We start from the raw sequence: 17,905 nt of genomic DNA, 5'->3' as shown, positions 1-17,905 counted from the left end.
ACTGCACCTAGGCGTTGGCATCAAGGGAGAGTTGCTCGCTACTGGTCACCCGTCGCCGCCGCCGCCGACCCACGGGTACAGAGGCCTCTGGGGTGGATGCTTCACCAACGGATTCCACCTCAGTACTCACTTCTGGCTCACTGCTATTGAGCAGCGCGGTGGCCGGAATTGGCTGCACATTAATCGTGCTGACCCCAGGGGAGGGCAGCTCATCAGGAGTCTCTGGGGCCTCCTCTGGCCCTCCCTCACTAACGGGCCGCCTTGTTTTCTGGGGTAGGGGTAGGGGGTCTTGGCCGGGGCGTGCCACCATAACAATTGTTCCCCGCGGATTTTTCACCTCTTCAGGATAGAGAACCAAGGGTGAAATCCCCATCTCCGCATAGACCGCCTGCTCTTGATCCGTCATTGTTACGGTAATCACTTCCGCTGGTTCAGAGCGGCTCGGACGGGTAGGGCGCGGCGGACGGCTCTCCACTTTAACCACTGGCGGCGGAGCTGTTTCTGGAGGCGGGGTAACCACCTTGCGGCCATTACCATTTTCAGGGGTACGGCGAGGGCTGCGTGGGGTTGGGGGATGACTACTGCGGGAAGAACGGGGGCGAACCCCCCCCACCGCTTGATAGTCGGGGTGGTTAATGAGTTGAGTCTCTAGGCTGCTACTGGCAAAGCCGTTGGGCTCAGTGGGAGGTTCCAAATTGCGACGTGGCTCGGGTGGACGCGGTATCGGCGATCGCTCAACAATTTCGCCGGGGCTATCCTCCGGTTCACCGGGTAAATGCACCAAGTGACCCAAGCCACCACAGGCACTACAGGGACGACCAAAGAGTTCATAGATATTTTGGCCTTGGCGTTTGCGAGTCAGCTCCACCAGCCCCAGTTCTGAGAGTTGAGCAATTTGGGGACGGGCTTTATCCGCACGCAGGGCTTTACTAAAGTGCTCCAGCAGTTGCAACTGATCGCGGCGGGAATCCATATCAATAAAATCGACAATGATCACGCCAGCAATATTGCGCAGTCGCAGTTGGCGAGCAATTTCCGTAGCCGCTTCGCAGTTCGTCCACAGTACCGTTTCCCGCGAGGTGGCTGAACTGGTGAATGAACCGGAGTTAACATCAATGACCGTCAATGCCTCTGTCGGTTGAATGATGATATAGCCACCGGAGGGCAAATCCACGCGGGGTTTAAGGGCTTCACGGATGGCAGCATTCACCCGGAAGTAATCCAAAATGGGAATCGGTTCTTGGTGATAGTCAATGAGAACCCCCACGGCTCTATTGACATTCCAATTTTTCAGATGCTGTTTGACCCGTTTGACCCCATCGGGAGTATCCACCACAATGCGGTTGACATCGCTGCTATAGACATCCCGCAGCACTTTTTGGATAAAGTCATCATCCCGTCCTAGAAGCTGGGGAGGACGGCTGGAGGCTGCTTGCTGTTGAATCGCTTCCCACTGCCGTTGCAGGAGTTCGAGATCCTCAAGAATGGCCTCTTCGGAGACCCCCTCAGCCTCGGTGCGCACCAGGAGCCCCATACCCGCAGGTTTGACCAAAATACCCAAGGCGCGTAGCCGATGCCGTTCCGCTTCATTGGTAATTCGTCGCGATAGATTCACCCCCCGACCGTAGGGCATCAGCACGAGATAGCGTCCGGGCAACGATATATTTCCTGTGAGCCGGGGCCCCTTGGTGCCCGTGGGTTCCTTCATCACCTGAACCAGTACTTTTTGCTGTGGTGCCAGCAATTCCGTGATTGCCCCAGCAGTTCGCTTCAGGCGCAATGGGCCAAGGTCACTGACATGGATAAAGCCATTGCGGGAGGCGTCCCCCAAGTTGACAAAGGCAGCATCAATGCCCGGCAGGACGTTTTCAACAACCCCAAGGTAGATGTCCCCCACCTGATGGGTTCCCGTGGCTACGATTAATTCTTGAATTTGATCTTCGGCAAAGACCGCCGCTAGCCGATGTTCCTCGGCAATAATAATTTGCTTAGGCATCCATTATCCTTAGAATTTCTTAACAAAATAAACGTCAGCATCAATTGGCTAAAGGCATTTCGCACAGTACTTAGCCACTCTTGCCCCTGTAAGGGACGTGTGCAAGTTTGGCTTTAAGATGGTTGGGAAAAGGGTTCCTGTAGAGGCGGGTTGGCATTGGAACGCGAAACGCAGCTATGGTGATACCTAAAAAACTCTGCACGATTTGCAGAAAGGAAAGATGTCACCCCATGCCAGCCTTTACGAAAGTCTATGCTTAACCTTTGGTTTCTTAAGCGATGGAGGTTAAGCAACAGGAATTTTCTACAGTACCTCTAATGTTCCCTGATTATAGGGCTCTCTGTCAAGATTAGCTAGGGAATTTTGCAAAAATTTTCACCGTCGCTGCCCCTAACCCTCTTCAGCGCAAGCATAGTGTGCCACTTTGCAAACCTGATAGGACACTTTGGCGATCGCCCACAAAGCTGCTACAACTATAAGCATCTGTTATTAAGCGCTTTGGCTAAAAAATTAGCCACATTGAGGAGAATTGCCCATGGGAGTCCACATCAAGCAGGCAGTGGAAGTCGCAACCTATATCATCTCGCAACGCCTACAGGGCAAAAAGCGCTTTCCCCTCACCTTGATGCTTGAGCCTCTCTTTCGCTGTAATCTGGCCTGTTCCGGTTGTGGTAAAATTCAGCATCCCCTTGAGGTCCTGCGCAAATATCTCACCCCGGAGGAGTGCTTCCAGGCCGTTGAGGAATGTGGTGCGCCAATTGTCGCCATTCCCGGCGGGGAACCCCTGCTGCACCCGCAAATTGATGAAATTGTCAGTGGCTTGGTGGCACGGCGGAAGTTTGTTTACCTGTGTACCAATGGTATTCTCCTAGAGGAAAATCTCCATAGGTTCAAGCCCTCCCCCTACTTTAGCTTCAGCGTTCACCTCGATGGTCTGCGGGAGTGGCACGACAAATGTGTGGCTCGTCAAGGGGTCTTTGACACGGCTGTCAAAGCAATCAAAGCGGCTAAAGCCAAGGGCTTCCGGGTCACCACCAACACGACGATTTTTGAAGGGGTGGATCCCAAGGAAATCCAGGAATTCTTTGATTTTGTCAGTTCCCTAGGCGTAGACGGCATGATGATCTCCCCCGGCTATGCCTACGAATGGGCACCGGATCAGGAGCACTTCCTCAAGCGGGAGCAAACCCGTGCCCTCTTCCGTGAAATCCTTGCCCCCTACCGTGCCGGTCAGAAGAAGTGGAATTTCAACCACAATCCCCTGTTCCTTGATTTCCTTGTGGGGGAAAAGGACTACGAGTGTACCCCTTGGGGCATGCCCAGCTATAGTGTGTTGGGTTGGCAGAAACCCTGCTACCTCCTCAACGAGGGGCACTACAAGACGTGGAAGGAACTGATTGAAAATACCGACTGGGATAAGTATGGCCACAAAAGTGGCAATCCCAAGTGCCGTGACTGCATGGTGCACTGTGGTTATGAGGCCACTGCTGCTATGGATGCCTTTAATCCAGCCAATATGGTTAAGGCGGCGAGCAGTCTTTTCTAACGCGTCTAACGCGGGCGCATTAGTTGCCAACGTTGCTCTGCAGTTTCCACTGCGGCTTTCGGGGTTAATTTTCCAAGCAGAACGCTTTCGATCGCTCGCCCAAGGGTTTGGGAAAAGCGGGCATAGCCACGAAAGTTGGGGCGTGCTTGAGCCGCAGCCATCTGATCCAAAAAGACACGGAGGGCAGGTTGCTGGGCCACAAAGGCCTGATAGCGATCGTTGGTCCGCACCCGTTCATTGATGGGCAAATACCCTGTGCCCAAAGCCCACTCCGTTTGAAATTCTTCACTAAGAACGTAGTTCAAGAAGGCTAGAGCTGCCTCTTCCCGTTGGGGTGTTGAGCGAAAGACAAAGAGATTTTCGCCCCCCAGTGCGCTGGCAGGGGTCTTGAGGGCAGGCATGGGGAGAACGCCAAAATCCACCCCCGACTGTTGTAATTGCGCCAATGTCCAAGGCCCTGTAATCTGCATCGCCACCTCTCCACGGATAAATTGATCCAGTTCATAGCCCCGTTCGGGGGCCGAGAGTATTGCTAAGCCCTCTTGTCGCAGACGTTGCCAAAACTCAAGGGCCGCAATCGCGGCTGGGGTGTCAATGTGGGCGGTTTCTGGCGTTTCTCCGAGACTGCCACCGGCACTCCAAAAGAAGGGCAACCAAGTAAAGATGGCAAATTCCCCTTGACCAAGGGGAAGGAGCAGTGGGGTGATACCCTGGGCCTTTAGGGTTTGGCTCACCTGCTCTAGTTCCTGCCATGTGCTGGGTAGTGTTTTAATGCCAGCAGCAGCGAATAAACTCGGACGATAAAAAATTCCAAGGTTGTTGGTAGCAAAGGGAATTGACCAGTAATGGTTGTCGTAGCGCATTGTTGGTATTAGGGCAGGACTGACTTGGTCACGGTAGGGGGAAGCTTGCCACCAATCATCCAGGGGACGCAGGGCCCCCAGATCAACAAATTGCCCCGTGATCGTGGGGTTATACCAGAGCAGATCTGGGGCGGCATTGCCCACCACTGCGGCCAGAATTTTCGGCAACTGCTGGTCGGGTTGACCAACGTAGAGGGCTTGGACATGAATCTGGGGATGGCGGGCATTGAAGCGATCCACAAGACGCTGGAGTACGATACGGTTAGGGGGTGGGTTGACCCCATGCCAGAAAATCAGTTCAATGGGCTGTTCGGATTGGGGCGCTGTTGTGCAACCGATGAGCAGTAGGCTTAGGAAACCCAGCAGGAGTGCAAACCAGCCGCGTCTATTGCAAACGATCAATCGTACGGTATTGAATGGCTTCGGCCACATGGGCAAGGGCAATCGTTTCACAGTCGGCCAGATCAGCAATGGTACGGGCTACTTTTAGGATACGGTCTGTGGCGCGCGCCGATAGCCCCAGTTGGGCGATCGCCCTCTCTAGGAGATTGATCGACGCCTCATCCAAGGGACACCACTGGCGCAGATGACGACTTTGCATTTGGGCATTGCAGTGCAGATTGGGCTCGTCAGCAAACCGCTGTTGCGCTCGCGATCGCGCTGCCAAAACTCGCTGCCGTACCGTGGCTGAATCTTCCCCCAGGGGTTGGCGGGTCATTTCCTCTGGCTTGAGGCGGCTGACACTCACTTGCAAATCAATGCGATCCAACAGGGGGCCAGAGAGCTTTGCCCAATACTGTTGCCGTTGGCGCGGCGAGCAGGTACAGGGTTGCACGGGATCACCATAGTAGCCACAGGGGCAGGGATTCGTACTGGCCACTAAGGTAAATTGAGCTGGAAAAACCACCGATTGGCGGGCGCGCGCAATGGTGACTTGGCCATCCTCAAGGGGCTGTCGCAGCAGTTCCAACACATCCCGCTTGAATTCCGTCAATTCATCGAGAAAGAGCACCCCCCGATGAGCGAGGGAGATTTCCCCGGGCCGCGGATAACTGCCACCCCCCACTAGGGCAGCGCCAGAGGCAGAATGATGAGGACTGCGAAAGGGGGGCTCCTGGAGCAATTGCCCACGTTCTTTGAGCAAGCCAGCAACGGAGTGAATTTTCGTGACTTCAAGGGCTTCTTCAAACGTCAAGGGAGGCAAGATTGTTGGTAACCGCCGCGCCAACATTGTTTTGCCACTCCCCGGTGGCCCGACAAAGATCAGATTGTGCCCCCCTGCCGCCGCAATTTCGAGGGCACGCCGTGCCTGATACTGCCCCTTAACCTCCTTGAGATCAAGGGTAAATGGGGGGGAGGCAGCCGCAGCCCAACAGGGGGAGGGCGCCGCTGGCGATCGCGAGGTGGGGTCATTCAAAAAGGCTGCAACTTCGGCGAGAGTGTGGCAACCATAGACCTTTAGTCCCCGCACGAGCGCTGCTTCCGTCACATTGGCTGTGGGCACGACCAGGCCGCTTATTCCTTGGGTTTGGGCTGCCAGGGCGATCGCCAGTACCCCTGCCACGGGTTGCAAAGTACCATCGAGGGACAGTTCCCCGAGAAAAAGATGGTCGCCGAGTAAATCCGTTGCAACCTGTCCTGAAGCGGCCAAGATGCCAATACTAATGGGGAGATCAAAGCTGGGGCCTTCTTTACGTAAGTCGGCGGGGGTGAGATTGACGACAATTTGCCGCATTGGGAAGCTAAAACCAGCGTTACGAATGGCCGCCTTAACGCGCTCCCGCGCCTCTTGAACGCCAGCATCGGGCAGACCCACCACCACCGTCCTGGGTAAGCCGCTGGAAACATCCACTTCGACACCGACGGGAATGGCATCAATTCCTAGAACAGCAGCACTCCAAACCCGCGCCAGCATAGCCTCAACATCAGAAAGAGCACCGACGACTGGCCGTGTTTCGTCTCGGTGCTCTTAACTGGTTCGCTCCTCACACACTTAATGACCTTAGCAGAAAAATCCTAGATTTGTCACTATTGCGTAGGAATTTTCATGAAGTTTATTTGCAAAAGGCCAATTTCTGCCTCCAGGCTTAGCGGAGGCTGCCCAAGGTGTGCCGCCAAGCCAACTCTTTGCTGATAATTTCGAGCGATCGCTGCTCAGTACCAGTGAACAGGGGTGTAATTGTTTCGAGAATTTGCGCTAACAGCGGTGCTGCATAGTTCCCCGTTGAGCGTAACAAATGGGCATAGTAGCGAAACTGCGCTTGACCTTGGGCATTGCGATGAAAGGCCAGCACCTCGGCAGTAGTCAATTGCCACACAGGTGTATTTACGGGCACCACAAGAGTGGGCATCCCCTGCTGGCCGTAGGTTCCACCCGCCCCAGTAACCAAATGACCAATCAGGGCAATCCAGAGGAGTGTGCGGGTTTCACTGACTAAATCGGGACTGAGAAAGGTGTCGGCACTGCTGGTGAGGCGAGGGCTGATCTGATGCAACTGGGGATTCAACAGTTGAGAGTTGTAAATGACCCCGACCGCCCAGTGGCGCTGCTCATCCTCAAGCTTGACAAAACGACCAAAGCCATAGTCTTCTGGGGCGGGGGGGTGGGGAACATCCAATCGATCCACCAGTTGCGCTACATAATCGCAGTGGGCGTTGGACTTGACGATGTGTCCGAGGTAAATGGCCTGCTCACTCATAGCTTGTGGCTAAGACGCGCTGTTGAATCTCAATGAGTTGTTGAATACCTTGGCTGGCGACATCAAGAAGGCGATCGAGGGTTGCCCGGTCGAAGGAACCCATCTCCGCTGTGCCTTGAACCTCAATGAATTGACCACTGGCCGTCATCACCACATTGAAGTCCACACTGGCCGCCACATCCTCAGCGTAGCTCAAATCCAGATAGGGTTCACCATCAATCAGACCCACGGAGACTGCCGCTACTTGATGACGCAGGGGAGATTCGCTGAGTACCCCTTGCTGAAGAAGGGCACTAAGGGCATCCACAAGGGCAATGTAGCCACCCGTAATCGCCAGCGATCGCGTGCCGGCGTCGGCTTGCAGCACATCGGCATCCACAATTAGCGTGCACTCCCCCAATAGGGATAGGTTCAGGGCTGAGCGTAAGCTACGACCGATCAGGCGTTGGATTTCTTGGGTGCGCCCAGAGAGCTTGAGGAATTCTCGCTCTTGCCGTGGCCGCGTTGCACTTGGTAACATGCGGTATTCTGCGGTGAGCCAGCCTTGGCCTGTGCCTTCTAAAAACTTGGGCACACCTTCCTTGAAACTGACGGTGCACAGCACTTGCGTTTGCCCCGCTTGGGCAAGCACCGATCCTAAGGCAAATTGGGTAAAGTGCCGCTGAAACTGGTGCGATCGCAATTCCTGTGGTTGACGGCCATCGGGTCGCTGCCACCCCATGCTTGATCCCCTCTCAATCACCTTCCCTATTAGAGCTTATTTTCTAGAGCTAGGGCGAGACCTTCCCCTTGGGCGATCGCCCGATGATTGGAGATAATGTAGTTATTGCTACACGCTATACTCTTTTGCCAATGCTAAATAAAGATTAGCCCATTGCCATCAGGAAGGAGTTTGACATTGAAAAAGGTAGAAGCCATTATTCGTCCCTTCAAACTGGATGAAGTCAAGATCGCCCTTGTCAATGCGGGTATTGTCGGCATGACCGTCTCCGAAGTACGCGGCTTTGGGCGGCAAAAGGGGCAAACGGAACGGTACCGTGGTTCAGAATACACGGTGGAATTTTTACAAAAGTTAAAAATTGAGATTGTTGTCGAAGACGATCAAGTGGATATGGTCGTGGCCAAAATTATTGAAGCCGCCCGCACCGGCGAAATTGGCGACGGTAAGATTTTCGTCACCCCCGTAGAGCAGGTCATTCGCATTCGTACCAGCGAAAAAGATCACGAGGCGGTCTAGGGGCGGATGCCGAAGATCTCTGGCCAAACCCAGCTTCTGGGAGTCATTGGTGACCCGATTGAACACACCCTTTCACCGGCAATGCACAATGCCGCACTCGAGTATTTGGGGTTGAATTATGTCTATGTGCCCTTTTGGGTCAAGCCACAGCAGCTCGGGGTGGCGATCGCCGGCCTAGAGGCCCTGAACGTCGTTGGCTTTAATGTCACCATTCCCCACAAAGAAACCATCCTTCCCCATTTAGCAGATGTGAGCGACCTCGCGCAGCAGGTCGGGGCAGTCAACACCGTCTATCGCAGTGAAAAAGGATGGGTGGGCACGAATACCGATGTGCATGGCTTCTTGGCACCCCTGCGGCAACAATCCTGCCTCTGGTCGGAAATGGCTGTTTTAGTCTTGGGCTATGGGGGGGCGGCGCGAGCCGTAGTCACTGCCTGTTATGACTTGGGCTGTCGGCAGATCTATATCAGTGGTCGCCAAAGGGAACGGCTAGAGGCCTTTGTGGCCAGTTGGCCACAGATTCCCCTCCATCCTATGCCTTGGTCAGAGCGAGCCACTTGTTTGGCGAAAATCAGCCTGGTGGTCAATACCACTCCCATTGGTATGGCCCCCCATCCTGGCGCCACCCCCCTAGCAGCCGAAGACTTGGCAAAACTACCCGCCACCGCCATTGTCTATGACCTCATCTACAAGCCTCGCCCCACCCTGCTTTTGCAATTGGCGATGGCACGGGGACTGCAAACCTTCGACGGCCTTGCCATGCTTCTCCATCAAGGAGCGGCAGCCTTGGAGTACTGGATTGGCCAACCCGCCCCCACTGCCATCATGGCCACTGCCCTTGAAACGGCCCTAGGGATGGAGAAATAACATGGTACCTTGGCGGTCAGAACTGATGTGGTTAGCCGTGGTGTGGCTGGTGTCGCTTCTTATTTCCCTAGGGATTAAATTTGCCGCACCCCTCTATCCCTTGCCGCCAAGTTTCGGTGTGATTGCCTTGCTAGTCCTTTTACCGGCAGCGTTGATGGCGATTGTTTTACTGACCCTCAACCAAAGCGATAGCCAAAACCCCGCACCGTAAGAATGTACTGGGGATGACTGGGATCGGTTTCAATTTTCTCCCGCAGCCAGCGGATGTGGACATCAACCGTCTTGCTGTCGCCGATAAAGTCAGGCCCCCACACTTGATCTAGCAATTGCTCCCGTGGCCAAACGCGGCGGGGGTGGCGCATAAACAGCTCGAGCAGTTTGTATTCTTTGGGGGAGAGATTGATCTCCTCGCCCCGCAGGGTTACGCGGCATTCTTGGGGATAGAGACAAAGATCACGAAAGCGGAGCACCGTTAGCGCCGTGGACGGTTGAATTTGTGTCCGCCGCAAGAGGGCACGGCAGCGGGCCAGCATCTCCCGCATGCCAAAGGGCTTAGCCAAGTAGTCATCGGCACCAATTTCCAGGCCGACCACCCGATCAATTTCACTGCCTTTGGCACTGATCATGAGGATGGGGACGGTGCACCCTTCCCCGCGAATGATTCGGCATAGATCGAGTCCATTAATACCTGGCAGCATCACATCTAGAATGATGAGATGTATCTCTGCATCTTTAGGGAAGCTGTCCGTCAAGAGATAGTTATTCATCAGGCTGAGGGCTTCATAGCCATCGCTGGCCACAAGGGTATGGTATCCCTCCTCCTCCAAAGCAAGCACAAGGGTCTCGCGAATTAGGTCTTCGTCTTCAATTACCAATATGTTGGCAAGGGTAGTTAGGGGGATACGAGAGGCCTCTGGTGGTTCGGCAACAGTCTCGGTAGAGAGCATAGAAAACCGGCATAGTGCTTGGTTGGCTTTATTCTATCACCGAGATCTGCTGTCCCTATTCGTTCTTAAAGTTCATTGGACCCTTGTAGTTACTGAGCCGGCTCAGTTCACTTAGCGATCGCGTGCCGGAATAAAGCTGATCATGAATTTCCCATGTGGGATAGCCCTGAATGCCCTTGGCGCGGCAGCGTTCCACTTGGGGATTGGCACCATTGGGGTCACATTCCACATAGTTGAGTTCGCGTACCGCCTGCTTGCCAAAGAGTTCCTTTTGATCGTGGCAGTGGCTACACCAATAGGCGCCATACATAACCGCCCCCACCTGGGTTAAGTGGCGCGCTAAGGCCATTTCTGCAGGACCTGAAGTATTGACAACGGGAATGCCGGGGCCGTCGGTGTTAGCCATGCGCGCATTATAGATGCCAAAAACAGCCACGAGCGTAATAACCGCAACAATCACGCCGTTAAAAAAGAGTTGGCCGCGATCGCGCCACTCATGACCGACAATTGTCAAGAGGAGCAAGGTGACGCTAAAGACGGCCGAGGCAATGCAATAGAGACAACTGGCTTTAATTTCGGTGACCAGAATGTACATGAGGTAACCACTGAAGCTGGCCATAGCCATGGCCCCCAGAAAGAGCAAAAGCCAAGTGGTGGTTTCAACTTGACGGCGCAGTTCTTTCTGCTGGGGCTCCTTCAACAGCAGTGGCAATGCTGCCAGAGACAGCATTCCTGTGTAGGCCACAAAACCAAGGAGGGACAGGGGAATACCAAATACAGTTGCCCACGGACTGTTGAGGACAATATCACAGCCGGAGGTCGGGCACGCTACTTCCTGATCGGTCAATTTAACGAGCGTCAGATAGGCCGTTACCGCCATACCCGCAAGCGCAACCCCACCAATCAGCCACCGCGACCAACGATAGATCCAAGGGGTAGAGCGTCGTCGAACCATTGGTGAGCCTCAGGATTGAATCACTTAATTGATATCATCATACTAGCGAGTAGAGAGCACCGCTTGGGCATTGCGCCGCCATTGTTCCGGTTTGATTCGCCGCAGCGCCGAACCGCGGGTCAGCTCGTCCCACGTTTGCTCGCTGAGGGTAGCGAGTTCTTCGGCTGTAGTGTTGAGGAGGGGCGATCGCGCCCCAAAGTCAGACACATCCGTCGGTTGGGCAAAGCGTTGATTCCACGGGCACACCTCTTGGCAAATGTCACAGCCGGCAACCCAGCCTTCTAAGTGAGCAGCAATTGCGGCGGGGAGTTCGGGGGCACGGTTTTCAATCGTGTGGTAGGCAATGCAGCGGTTGGCATCCACCACATAGGGTTCGACGATGGCACCGGTGGGACAGGCGGCCAAGCAGCGGGTACAGGTGCCGCAGTGATTCGTGTGGGGGCGATCGCCCGTTAACGCCAAGGTGGTAATTAATTCCCCCAAGAGAATCCACGAGCCATACTGCCGTGAAATCAGATTGCTGTGCTTGCCGATCCAACCGATTCCTGCTTGTTCTGCCCAAACTTTGTCCTGCACAGGACCGGTATCCACATACCAACGGTAGTTCATCTCAGGTACCTGGGACTGAAGCCATTGCGCCAGTGCTCGCAAGCGTTTTCCCAAGACCCGATGGTAATCTCGCCCCCAGGCATAGCGGGCAATTTTCACCTTAGGAGGGGGCTGGGGATGCGGCTGATAGTAATTCAGGGCAACGGCAATGATCGATCGCGCTCCCGGCAGGACAGCTTGAATCTCCTGTCGGCGGGGATTGGCCATCCATTCCATGTCCGCTTGAAACCCTTGGGCTAACCAGCGCTGGAGGGCAGCCACTCCAGAAGGATGGTCATCCGTATAGGTGCGCAAATCCACAATCCCCACCCGATGGAACCCCAACTGATGGGCAAATTCCTTAATCGCAGCAGCACTCACCATAGGGAAATCATATCTCGCTCCGCAGAAAAGGGCTGTAGGATGAGGTTGCACCGTTTGTTGAGGGGGTAAGCAGGAGGAATGGCAGAGACACCGCTGGTTGCCATTGTCATGGGCAGTGATTCCGATTTGCCGACCATGCAGGGGGCGATCGCCATTTGTGAGCGCTTTGGCATTCCCCATGAAGTCGCTATCCTCTCAGCCCACCGCACTCCCCTTGCCATGGTGGAATTTGCTCAAAATGCCCATCAGCGAGGTCTAAAAGTCATTATTGCCGGTGCCGGGGGCGCTGCTCACTTACCGGGCATGATAGCCTCCCTAACCCCCCTGCCCGTGATTGGCGTACCCGTGCCGAGCCGCCATTTGCAGGGGGTGGACTCTCTCTACTCAATTGTGCAGATGCCGGCCGGGATTCCCGTTGCAACAGTTGCCATTGGCAATGCCCAAAATGCAGGCCTATTGGCGGTCCAACTGTTGGCCAGTCATGATCCAACGTTGCTGGAGCAAGTGCTTGCCTATCGTCAAGAATTAGCAGCCACTGTGAGCGCCAAGAATGAAAAACTGCAAACACTGGGGGCTAGCGCTTATCTGAAACAGCAGTAGTCCCTGATTCAGATCGGAGGGAAGAATCCGAGAGCCTTGCTTTTTGCAGATTATGTTTAAAGAGGGGGAGAATGCGGCAACATTGATCGACAAAACTCACTAACCACATTTCCAACTGCTGCTGTTGGCTTGAGTTGACCAAAACCTGCTGAGGCGGTAGAGCACCCTGGTAGGTAATGGAACCGTCATCGCTGACAAGGAAATCAGCACACCAGCTACTAGGAGGGCGCGAGGCTCGCCAGTAATTGGCAACAATTCTACTGCCTAGATACTTTTGAGCTACTTTGCTAACGCGATTCAAGTGCTCCAGCACCTGAGCCAGTTGCAGCGGAGCCTGAGCAGCAGAAGCGGCGATCATCTCAGAGGGCGCAACCTCTGTTGGTGGCGTCACCCCCAAGATATGGAATAGTTTTTGTTCTAGGCTTTTTCGCTGCACAGAGGCATCCAAATTCTCCGCGGCAGTGCCACTGAGGGAGCGGTGCAGGCGCACAATCATTTCCACTGCTGCCAATTCTGCAGGAGCTAAAGATTCGAGGCGAGCAAGAATATCCTGCTCCCGATGCTGCGCTGCTTTTTCCAAATTCTGCTCTAGCCACGCCAATGGATCGCTGCCTTGATTGAGCAAACGCAGGATGTAATGCCGAGTCATTGGCGTCAGTGGGGTTCCCATAGTTCTTGTTTTGCTCTTGTTTCTCTGAGGGATTCACGTGCTTAGTTGCCATGTTAGGGGAGATAAGAAATTTATCAACCCGTAACCCCAAAAATTAGGGGGGCAAGAAGCGTTGGCGCTCTAGTTCATCCCCGCGCTGGGGATGAAATTAAAGTAAAATATACGTACTCGAATTGATTGTGCTGCTTTCCCGATCGCCTGCCGCCATGAACGCTTTTGCACCTAGCTTGCCGACTGATATTGAATTACCCGATTGGTTAGCGACGTGCCTGCAAAATCCAAATCCTGAGAATGGGGATGATTTGGTCTGTCGAGCGTTTCAATTTGCCTATGACTTGCACCAAGGACAGCGGCGGGCTTCAGGGGAACCCTACATTGCCCATCCTGTGGCAGTGGCGAGTATTTTGCGGGATTTAGGGGGTGGGCCAGCCCTCTTGGCGGCGGGGTTGCTCCACGATGTGATTGAGGATACCGCTGTTACAGCAGAGGAGCTAGAAGCAAATTTTGGTGCTGAGGTGCGGCGACTGGTGGAAGGGGTCACCAAGCTCTCGAAATTTAACTTCTCCAGTAAAACGGAGCGGCAAGCGGAAAGTTTCCGGCGAATGTTTTTGGCGATGGCGCAGGATATTCGTGTCATCGTCGTCAAGCTAGCCGATCGCCTGCATAATATGCGCACCCTTGAGTATCTGCCGGAAGATCGCCGCCATGCCATTGCCCAAGAAACCCGTGATGTCTTTGCTCCCCTGGCCAACCGCCTGGGGATCTGGCGGATCAAGTGGGAGCTCGAGGATTTGGCCTTTAAGTACCTGGAGCCAGAGGCCTACCGCCGCATTCAAGAATTGGTGGCCGAAAAGCGCGCCAATCGCGAGGCACAACTGCAGCAGGCCATTCAAATTCTTCAAGAGCGGTTATCGGGGATGGGCTTTGGCTACCTAGAAATTAGCGGCCGTCCCAAGCACCTCTACAGCATCTACCAAAAAATGATGCGGCAGCACAAAGAATTCCATGAAATCTATGATATAGCGGGCATTCGCATCCTTGTAGCCACAAAGGATGAGTGCTATCGTGCCCTTGCGGTTGTCCATGACTGTTTTCTTTCGGTGCCGGGGCGGTTCAAGGACTACATTAGCTTGCCCAAACCCAACCAGTATCAATCGCTGCACACCGTCGTTATGGGTCTTGGGGGGCGCCCCTTGGAGGTACAAATTCGCACCTTGGCGATGCACCATGTCTCTGAGTATGGAATTGCTGCCCACTGGAAGTACAAAGAAACAGGTCAGTCCTTGCCGCAGCAGTGGAGTGTCCAAGATCAAAAATTTACGTGGCTACGCCAACTGCTGGATTGGCAAAATGACCTCAAGGATGCGCAGGAGTATCTTGACAGCATTCGCGATGATCTCTTTGATAAGGAGGTCTATGTTTTTACACCCCAAGGGGATGTCCTTGCCCTGCAACAGGGGGCAACGCCCCTTGACTTTGCCTACCGTATTCACACCGATATCGGCAATCACTGTGCTGGGGCACGGGTGAATGGTCGGATGGTGCCCCTAGATACCCCCCTGCGCAATGGCGACATTGTGGAAATTCTCACTCAAAAAACAGCTCACCCCAGTTTGGATTGGTTGAACTTTGTTAAAACAACAACGGCACGCAATCGTATTCGGCAGTGGTACAAGCGATCGCGCCGCGATGAAAACCTGCAACGGGGACGGGAGTTACTAGAGAAAGAACTGGGCAAAGCCGGTTTGGAAGCACTCCTGAAGTCACCGCAAATGCAGCAGGTGGCAGAGCGCAGCAACTACCAAAGTGTGGATGACCTAGTGGCGGCCCTGGGCTATGGTGAAATCACGCTGAATCTGGTGGTGAATCGGCTGCGGGCAATTACCCTGGCACGTCCAGAGACAACCCCACCGGAACTGCCTTCGGAATCTGCCCCTGTTAACCGTGTACCAGCGACCACCAAACCCACTGATTCCCCGATTCTAGGGGTGGAGGGCTTGGTTTATCACATTGCTGGCTGTTGTTGTCCTGTGCCCGATGAGCCGATTATTGGCGTGGTGACGCTGGGCAGTCGGGGTATTTCCATTCATCGGCAGGGCTGTAGCAGCCTAGAGGCGGTGTCGAGCGATCGCCTGATTCCAGTGAGTTGGAATACCAAAGTCAATCCACACCGTCCCCAAACCTACCCTGTGGATGTGCAAATTGAGGTAATTGATCGCGTCGGTATTCTTAAGGATATTTTGACCCGTTTAACCGATCATCAAATTAATGTACGGCGAGCCAATGTCCACACGCATCCGACGGGCACGGCAACTATTGATTTGTGTATTGATATTGTGAATGCGAAGCAGTTGGATCGTATCTTGGCGCAAATTAGAAAAATCACTGATGTCCTCAACATTCGCCGCCGTCAGCCAACGGAAGTCAGTTCTCCCTAGGTAGGATCGTCGGCTCCCAGCCCCCCAAGGACGATTCAGGAGACGATTAAGGAAATGCGTTTGTGACATCACTCCTTCTGGAACCCCTACAGCAGTACCCAGCGGAAGCCCTTTCCCCAACGTTGGTTGCCCTGCAAAAGACGCAACAAGTCTTGCCACCGCCTCATCCTGTGTGGTTGATTTCTACTAGTGTCTGGCAACAGTTGCGCGCTGGCGCCATTCCCCTGTGGCAAGCAGCCTGCGATCGCTGGCAGGAGCGACCTCCCACTGCCGCGGATTTCAAGGCACTGGCTCTGGAGATGACCGATCAATTACCGCCCTTGGATGTGGGAGAGTTAGAAACAATTTTTGCTGAGTGTCATCACTTTTGGCAACAACAGGGGGGAGACTCCCATCTGGTTCTCACCACCTATCTTTGGCAGGGTGCTGTGGACTTACCTTGGGGGCTAGGTCGTGGCACAGTCTTAAACCGTCCCAGTTTGCCCCTGTGTCATCAGGTGATCGAAGCTGCCTTTGCTGCCCTTGTTCAAGCCAAGAATCTCTATACCTATTGGCAGCAGGGATGGGATTTTTGTCAGCTCAAGGGGGTGATCTTGCTTTACCCCCTAAGTGCCATTGTTGCTTCAGGTTGGTGGATAGGGAGGGAGCCGACGTTGAAGGCGATCGCCAGCGGTGTGGCTCTACCCCATCAAGGCATTCCCCTGCCCCCAAGGGGAATTGAGCTGACGCCCGCAGAGGAGCACCACTTGCAGCAGGCCTGTCGCGGGGCAGCGTCCCATCTCTGGCTTTGGCATCGCAGCCAGACACAGGTTTGGTGGGGACAGTGTTTGCCGGAGCCTCTGCCGGTTGCCCCCTTGCCGCAGGCGGTGGAGCATACTCTACTCGCGCAAGGAATTCCCGCTGCTGGAGGGCAGGCGATCGCCCCTGCCATTGTGGTCACCGACCCCTGTGCCCCGGCTGCTGTGGCTGGACGGATTTTGGTGACCAAAAGTATTCCTCCCCACTGGTTGCCCCTCGTGAATGCTGCCGTTGGTGTGATTTGTGAGCAGGGAGGGCTAACGAGCCATGGGGCAATTCTGGCACGGGAATTGGGACGGCCAGCGGTGGTGGATGTGGCCAATGCCACACAGCAGATTCGTTCGGGAATGACACTGTTTCTTGATGGTCACCGGGGAGCTATCTATCAACTGCCCCCAGAGCCATTGCCGGTGGTGGCTACCCCCCCTCCGCAAACGCCCTCACCCCCGGCGGTGAAGCAATTGCCCTTGCAGGTCATGGTCAATGTGAGTCAAGTCAGTGCCCTACGACTATTGCGATCGCTTCCCTGCGATGGCATTGGCCTGTTGCGCTCAGAGCTGATGTTACTGGCTTTTTTGGAGCATCGCCATCCCTGTCATTGGTTGGAGCAGGGGGAAGCTGAGCAGTTGCGCGATCGCTGGGTGCAGCACCTGGGTGAATTTATGCGGGCGATCGCCCCCCGTCCCCTCTTTTATCGCACGTTAGATTTACGGCCAGCAGATTATCGGCAACTGTTGGGGGGACATCGCTTTGAACCGGAAACAGATTGGGGGCTGCGGGGCGTGAGTCGCTATTTCCATTGTCCGGAACTATTTCACTTGGAGCTGTCGGCGCTGGCGATCGCCCACCGTTTAGAAACCTGCCCTTTACGCATTGTTCTGCCCTTTGTCCGCAGTGTCCGTGAAGTGGTCTACTGTCAAAAAGCACTTGCGGAGCATGGTCTTACACTCAATGCGGGTGTGGAATTGTGGGTGATGGCGGAGGTGCCGGCTATTCTATTTTTGCTGGCTGATCTAGCCCATCTTGGCGTTGCGGGAATTACAATTGGCACCAATGATCTCACCCAACTGCTCTTGGGCATTGATCGCGAAACGGCCCTACCCGAATTAAATGAAGACCATCCTGCCGTTAAGGGGGCGATCGCCCAACTGATTCAAGGCGCCAAAGTGCATCATTTAGGCTGCAGTCTTTGTGGTGAAGCCCCCGCCCGCTATCCCCATTGGCTGCCGTGGTTAATTGACTTGGGCCTTGACAGTATTTCCGTGAGCCCAGAAGTGGTTAGCCAAGTGTTGAGTTACCTCTAGGGCCCCTCTGCCG

16 protein-coding genes are annotated in these 17,905 nt (G+C 54.5%); 7 read left to right on the top strand and 9 right to left on the bottom strand.

Features of this window, described 5'->3' with window-relative positions; translation table 11 throughout:
• Window positions 1-7 precede the first annotated feature (7 nt).
• Window positions 8-1,996: an Rne/Rng family ribonuclease gene (locus tag IGQ16_RS04695; protein WP_024125988.1), complete on the bottom strand. Its 1,989-nt coding sequence runs from the start codon at window positions 1,994-1,996 to the stop codon at window positions 8-10.
• Between the two features lie 535 nt (window positions 1,997-2,531).
• Here IGQ16_RS04695 and hpnH point away from each other — a divergent pair.
• The gene (hpnH, locus tag IGQ16_RS04690) at window positions 2,532-3,542 is read left to right on the top strand and encodes an adenosyl-hopene transferase HpnH (protein WP_024125987.1); all 1,011 of its coding nucleotides are present in this window, start codon (window positions 2,532-2,534) and stop codon (window positions 3,540-3,542) included.
• Window positions 3,543-3,547: 5 nt separating this feature from the next.
• On the opposite strand, the gene IGQ16_RS04685 is transcribed toward hpnH, so the two are convergent.
• From IGQ16_RS04685 to rph, 4 genes are all read right to left on the bottom strand, one after another.
• Window positions 3,548-4,807, bottom strand: coding sequence for an ABC transporter substrate-binding protein (locus IGQ16_RS04685; protein ID WP_297060427.1), 1,260 nt, complete (start codon window positions 4,805-4,807; stop codon window positions 3,548-3,550).
• Entirely contained in the window at window positions 4,791-6,320 is a 1,530-nt protein-coding gene (locus IGQ16_RS04680) for a YifB family Mg chelatase-like AAA ATPase (RefSeq protein ID WP_024125985.1), read from the bottom strand. The genes IGQ16_RS04685 and IGQ16_RS04680 overlap by 17 nt, the downstream gene beginning before the upstream one ends.
• A gap of 172 nt (window positions 6,321-6,492) precedes the next feature.
• On the bottom strand, window positions 6,493-7,104 hold the full coding sequence (locus IGQ16_RS04675; protein ID WP_297060425.1) for a hypothetical protein: 612 nt from the start codon (window positions 7,102-7,104) through the stop codon (window positions 6,493-6,495).
• On the bottom strand, window positions 7,097-7,825 hold the full coding sequence (gene rph, locus IGQ16_RS04670) for a ribonuclease PH (RefSeq protein ID WP_024125984.1): 729 nt from the start codon (window positions 7,823-7,825) through the stop codon (window positions 7,097-7,099). The genes IGQ16_RS04675 and rph overlap by 8 nt, the downstream gene beginning before the upstream one ends.
• Before the next feature lie 177 nt (window positions 7,826-8,002).
• Between rph and IGQ16_RS04665 the strand changes: the two genes are divergently transcribed.
• From IGQ16_RS04665 to IGQ16_RS04655, 3 genes are read left to right on the top strand one after another with little or no spacing between them, the layout of a single operon-like run.
• A complete protein-coding gene (locus tag IGQ16_RS04665; RefSeq protein WP_024125983.1) occupies window positions 8,003-8,341 on the top strand; it encodes a P-II family nitrogen regulator in 339 nt (112 codons plus the stop codon).
• Window positions 8,342-8,347: 6 nt separating this feature from the next.
• On the top strand, window positions 8,348-9,208 hold the full coding sequence (locus IGQ16_RS04660; RefSeq protein ID WP_297060422.1) for a shikimate dehydrogenase: 861 nt from the start codon (window positions 8,348-8,350) through the stop codon (window positions 9,206-9,208).
• A 1-nt stretch (window position 9,209) separates the two neighbouring features.
• The gene (locus tag IGQ16_RS04655) at window positions 9,210-9,419 is read left to right on the top strand and encodes a hypothetical protein (protein ID WP_024125981.1); all 210 of its coding nucleotides are present in this window, start codon (window positions 9,210-9,212) and stop codon (window positions 9,417-9,419) included.
• On the opposite strand, the gene IGQ16_RS04650 is transcribed toward IGQ16_RS04655, so the two are convergent.
• The 3 genes from IGQ16_RS04650 to queG are packed head-to-tail and all read right to left on the bottom strand — an operon-like array spanning window position 9,385 to window position 12,082.
• Window positions 9,385-10,155, bottom strand: coding sequence for a response regulator transcription factor (locus IGQ16_RS04650; RefSeq protein WP_297040687.1), 771 nt, complete (start codon window positions 10,153-10,155; stop codon window positions 9,385-9,387). The two genes, IGQ16_RS04655 and IGQ16_RS04650, sit on opposite strands and share 35 nt — an antisense overlap.
• A gap of 55 nt (window positions 10,156-10,210) precedes the next feature.
• A complete protein-coding gene (locus tag IGQ16_RS04645; protein WP_297060420.1) occupies window positions 10,211-11,110 on the bottom strand; it encodes a vitamin K epoxide reductase family protein in 900 nt (299 codons plus the stop codon).
• 42 nt (window positions 11,111-11,152) lie between these two features.
• Window positions 11,153-12,082, bottom strand: coding sequence for a tRNA epoxyqueuosine(34) reductase QueG (gene queG / locus IGQ16_RS04640; protein ID WP_041429330.1), 930 nt, complete (start codon window positions 12,080-12,082; stop codon window positions 11,153-11,155).
• 78 nt (window positions 12,083-12,160) lie between these two features.
• On the opposite strand from queG, the gene purE reads away from it, so the two are divergent.
• A complete protein-coding gene (gene purE, locus IGQ16_RS04635; RefSeq protein ID WP_024125978.1) occupies window positions 12,161-12,682 on the top strand; it encodes a 5-(carboxyamino)imidazole ribonucleotide mutase in 522 nt (173 codons plus the stop codon).
• On the opposite strand, the gene IGQ16_RS04630 is transcribed toward purE, so the two are convergent.
• A complete protein-coding gene (locus IGQ16_RS04630) occupies window positions 12,657-13,331 on the bottom strand; it encodes a hypothetical protein (protein WP_297060418.1) in 675 nt (224 codons plus the stop codon). The two genes, purE and IGQ16_RS04630, sit on opposite strands and share 26 nt — an antisense overlap.
• 227 nt (window positions 13,332-13,558) lie before the next feature.
• Between IGQ16_RS04630 and IGQ16_RS04625 the strand changes: the two genes are divergently transcribed.
• Together IGQ16_RS04625 and IGQ16_RS04620 are read left to right on the top strand one after the other, a co-directional pair.
• On the top strand, window positions 13,559-15,790 hold the full coding sequence (locus IGQ16_RS04625) for a bifunctional (p)ppGpp synthetase/guanosine-3',5'-bis(diphosphate) 3'-pyrophosphohydrolase (protein WP_041429968.1): 2,232 nt from the start codon (window positions 13,559-13,561) through the stop codon (window positions 15,788-15,790).
• A gap of 62 nt (window positions 15,791-15,852) precedes the next feature.
• Window positions 15,853-17,892, top strand: coding sequence for a putative PEP-binding protein (locus tag IGQ16_RS04620; RefSeq protein ID WP_297060416.1), 2,040 nt, complete (start codon window positions 15,853-15,855; stop codon window positions 17,890-17,892).
• Window positions 17,893-17,905 lie beyond the last annotated feature (13 nt).

The sequence above is a fragment of the Thermosynechococcus sp. M3746_W2019_013 genome, from assembly GCF_015296045.1.
In the GTDB taxonomy this organism is placed as follows: Bacteria; Cyanobacteriota; Cyanobacteriia; order Thermosynechococcales; family Thermosynechococcaceae; genus Thermosynechococcus.
This window is presented reverse-complemented; position numbering and strand designations above follow the sequence as displayed.

Coding starts and splice junctions, on each gene's coding strand:
- IGQ16_RS04695 (WP_024125988.1), bottom strand. CDS start 1,996: ATGCCTAAGCAAATTATTATTGCCGAGGAACATCGGCTAGCGGCGGTC.
- hpnH (WP_024125987.1), top strand. CDS start 2,532: ATGGGAGTCCACATCAAGCAGGCAGTGGAAGTCGCAACCTATATCATC.
- IGQ16_RS04680 (WP_024125985.1), bottom strand. CDS start 6,320: ATGCTGGCGCGGGTTTGGAGTGCTGCTGTTCTAGGAATTGATGCCATT.
- IGQ16_RS04675 (WP_297060425.1), bottom strand. CDS start 7,104: ATGAGTGAGCAGGCCATTTACCTCGGACACATCGTCAAGTCCAACGCC.
- rph (WP_024125984.1), bottom strand. CDS start 7,825: ATGGGGTGGCAGCGACCCGATGGCCGTCAACCACAGGAATTGCGATCG.
- IGQ16_RS04660 (WP_297060422.1), top strand. CDS start 8,348: ATGCCGAAGATCTCTGGCCAAACCCAGCTTCTGGGAGTCATTGGTGAC.
- IGQ16_RS04655 (WP_024125981.1), top strand. CDS start 9,210: ATGGTACCTTGGCGGTCAGAACTGATGTGGTTAGCCGTGGTGTGGCTG.
- IGQ16_RS04650 (WP_297040687.1), bottom strand. CDS start 10,155: ATGCTCTCTACCGAGACTGTTGCCGAACCACCAGAGGCCTCTCGTATC.
- IGQ16_RS04645 (WP_297060420.1), bottom strand. CDS start 11,110: ATGGTTCGACGACGCTCTACCCCTTGGATCTATCGTTGGTCGCGGTGG.
- queG (WP_041429330.1), bottom strand. CDS start 12,082: ATGGTGAGTGCTGCTGCGATTAAGGAATTTGCCCATCAGTTGGGGTTC.
- purE (WP_024125978.1), top strand. CDS start 12,161: ATGGCAGAGACACCGCTGGTTGCCATTGTCATGGGCAGTGATTCCGAT.
- IGQ16_RS04630 (WP_297060418.1), bottom strand. CDS start 13,331: ATGACTCGGCATTACATCCTGCGTTTGCTCAATCAAGGCAGCGATCCA.
- IGQ16_RS04625 (WP_041429968.1), top strand. CDS start 13,559: ATGAACGCTTTTGCACCTAGCTTGCCGACTGATATTGAATTACCCGAT.